This window comes from Aneurinibacillus sp. UBA3580, assembly GCF_002375825.1.
Taxonomy (GTDB): Bacteria; Bacillota; Bacilli; order Aneurinibacillales; family Aneurinibacillaceae; genus Aneurinibacillus; species Aneurinibacillus danicus.
Genome location: NZ_DFMZ01000024.1, coordinates 1,687 through 5,014 on the forward strand (window position 1 = coordinate 1,687; position 3,328 = coordinate 5,014).

Annotated in this window: 4 protein-coding genes; all 4 read right to left on the bottom strand. The window is 49.7% G+C overall.

Features of this window, described 5'->3' with window-relative positions:
• Positions 1 to 132: 132 nt before the first annotated feature.
• Entirely contained in the window at positions 133 to 1,272 is a 1,140-nt protein-coding gene (locus B2899_RS03755; protein WP_146808844.1) for a sulfate/molybdate ABC transporter ATP-binding protein, read from the bottom strand.
• A gap of 12 nt (positions 1,273 to 1,284) precedes the next feature.
• A complete protein-coding gene (gene cysW, locus B2899_RS03760) occupies positions 1,285 to 2,154 on the bottom strand; it encodes a sulfate ABC transporter permease subunit CysW (protein WP_146808843.1) in 870 nt (289 codons plus the stop codon).
• Positions 2,155 to 2,157: 3 nt separating this feature from the next.
• Positions 2,158 to 3,000 (bottom strand): sulfate ABC transporter permease subunit CysT, encoded by an 843-nt coding sequence (cysT, locus tag B2899_RS03765; RefSeq protein ID WP_286884145.1) that lies wholly within the window; start codon positions 2,998 to 3,000, stop codon positions 2,158 to 2,160.
• A gap of 15 nt (positions 3,001 to 3,015) precedes the next feature.
• Positions 3,016 to 3,328 (bottom strand): substrate-binding domain-containing protein (locus B2899_RS03770; RefSeq protein WP_286884147.1); only part of this gene is annotated, 313 nt, incomplete at its 5' end.

Here is a 3,328-nt window from a genome sequence, read left to right on the forward strand (position 1 = left end):
GAAAAGAACGAGACAATGATTTCGATGCGGAAAAAGGTGAACGCTTTTTTCTTCCTTAGATCTTTTTTCTTCTTCCCCCCTCCTTCTTTTCTCATGATTTTCACAAAAAATAAGGTAGAATCGCTCCCATACCTAAGAGATATGAACGCGTTTATTTGTACTTAGATTTTCAGAAAGAAATGAGCCGTCAGATATGTCCAGGTCAACAAATCCGCTTCCTTCAATAAAAATTCGCGGCTTCTTGAAAGCAATGAAGACCGATCGGTTTTGTGCCAGCCCACTCTGCTGCCAGTACTCTTCCGTAATATCAACTTCAATCGGCACAGAATTTCCTTTTATTTCTACCTCCAACCTGACTCGCGCACCTACCGGGTATACCTGTGTCACTCTTGCCTGTAATCTCTGTGCCGCTGGTTCGGTGGTAATCTCCACTTCATGTGGACGAACAAATGCGATACATTCCTTGCCGTCTGGATGATGATACCCGGACAGATCCCATTCCAAGGAATCAAACTTCGCTTTCCCATCTTGAATCCGACCACGCACTTGATTCACTTGACCTAAAAACTGATACACAAACGGATTAGCAGGCTGCTGATACACTTCCCACGGCGTTCCGACTTGCTCCACCTTCCCCTGATTCATAACCACAACTTGATCCGCCACTTCCAACGCTTCTTCCTGATCATGTGTCACAAAAATTGTAGTAATGTCCAATTCATGATGTAGCTGCCGCAACCAACGCCGCAGTTCCTGGCGCACTTTCGCATCCAGCGCCCCAAACGGCTCATCAAGCAGCAATACTTGCGGCTCAATCGCCAGTGCCCGGGCCAACGCCACACGCTGTCGCTGCCCGCCGGATAACTGGTCCGGATACCGATTCTCCAGCCCTTCCAGTTGCACCAGCTTAAGAAGTTCAGCCACTTTCACGCGAATTTCCTTCTTGGACGGGCGGAGTCTGCGCGGTCGAACCTTTAGACCAAACGCCACATTATCAAAGACTGTCATGTGGCGGAAGAGAGCGTAATTTTGAAATACAAACCCGATACGAGGTGCTGCTATTTTTCTTTGTGCTTCTGCTTCTCCACCGAATAAAACATTGCCGGAATCCGGAATTTCCATCCCGCCAATGATCCGCAGCAGCGTCGTTTTTCCGGAACCTGACGGACCGAGCAACGCGACAAGTTCACCTTCAGGAATGACGAGATCAATTTCGTGTAACGCTGTAAAATTGCCGTATTTCTTATTCAGTGCTTTGATTTCAATGCTCATTTTTTACCCCCCTTAATGTCCCCGGCGAGCCGTTCTCCACTCGACCACACCTTTCACCACCAATGTCACGATGGCCAGAAGCGCCAGAAGCGATGCGACAGAAAAAGCAGCGGCGAAATTGTATTCGTTGTACAAAATCTCTACGTGCAGCGGCATCGTATTGGTTAATCCCCGAATATGACCCGATACGACCGACACGGCCCCGAATTCGCCCATGGCCCTCGCATTGCATAGAATTACGCCATACAATAGGCCCCATTTGATATTAGGAAGCGTCACCCGAAAAAATATCTGCCAACCGTTCGCTCCAAGCATGCGCGCCGCTTCTTCTTCCTCCGTTCCCTGGGCTTGCATCAGCGGAATAAGCTCGCGGGCGATAAAAGGAAACGTCACAAATATGGTGGCCAACACAATCCCCGGCACGGCAAAAACAATTTTCATGTTATAGGCTTCAAGCCAAGGGGCAAACATTCCCTCCATACCGAACAGTAGCACAAACATCAACCCGGAGATGACCGGCGAAACGGCAAAGGGCAAATCAATCAGGGTCAACAAAATATTTTTTCCCCGAAATTCAAACTTGGCAATCGCCCAGGAAGCGGCGACCCCAAATACAAGATTTAACGGCACGGCAATCGCGGCCGTAAGTAACGTGAGGGCAATCGCAGCCTGTGCATCCGGTTCCGCAATCGAAGCAAGATACATCTCTATCCCATCCTGCAAAGCTTCATAGAATACGATAACCAGCGGAAGTACCAGGAAAAGAAGAAGAAAGAGCAAAGCCATACCGATGAGTACCCAACGTACAATTCCCTCTTTCTTTGATGCCACGTTGACGACTTCCGTTTGCCTTCTCGATGATACCAGAATCGGATTCGCCATCTCTTACCCCCCTTTGGCAGTACGGCGATGACCGGTACGCCATTGAATGATATTAATGAACAGGAGCATCACAAACGAGGCAAGCAGCATAACGACGGCAAGCGCCGTGGCCCCTGCGTAATCGAACTGCTCCAGCTTGCTCATAATCAGCAGCGGCGTAATTTCCGTGTACATCGGCATGTTCCCGGAAATAAACACCACCGATCCGTATTCTCCAAGCGCCCGGGCTAATGCCAGCGCAAACCCTGTCAGCAGTGCAGGGTACAACTCCGGCAGAATAACCCTGCGAAACGTCTGCCATCTCGTTGCGCCGAGCGAGGCAGCCGCTTCCTCCACATGTCTATCTACATCTTCCAATACCGGCTGCACCGTTCGCACCACAAAAGGCAACCCAATAAAGGTAAGCGCAACAATGACTCCGAGCGGCGTAAAGGCAACCTTGACGCCAATGGTCTGTAAATAGTGGCCGACGACGCCATTCTCAGAATAGATGGCCGTCAGCGCAATACCTGCCACAGCAGTTGGCAGCGCGAACGGCAAATCGACCAGTCCATCAATGACTCGTTTGCCCGGAAAAGAATACCGAACCAGCACCCAGGCCACAAGCAGGCCGAATACAACATTAATCAGTGCAGCAGCAAAAGCGGCCCCAAAACTAAGACGATAGGACGCCAGTACCCTTTGATCCGTTATTGTCGACCAGAACGCCTCCCATCCCATCGTCGCCGTCTTTAAAAAGACGGCGGACAGCGGGAGAAGAACCAGTACGCTTAGATAAAGCAGGGTAAACCCTAATGATATGGAAAAGCCGGGTAGGACGCTGAATTGTTTCCATCCTCGTTTCATGTCTTTCTCCTTGTGTTACGGTTTGTAGATTTGGTCAAAGATGCCTCCGTCGGAAAAATGCGTCTGCTGTGCTTTCTCCCATCCGCCAAACAGTTCATCGATAGTAAATGTCGCAATTTTCGGGAATTGCTTTTCATACTTGGCTGCAACGGAAGCAGAATGCGGGCGATAGTAGTTTTTCGCGGCGATTTCCTGGCCTTCTTCTGAATATAAATACGAAAGATATTCTTCCGCCACTTTGCGCGTGCCGCGTTTATCGACGACTTTATCCACCACAGCGACAGGCGGTTCAGCCAGAATACTCAACGACGGGGTGACGATTTCGAAA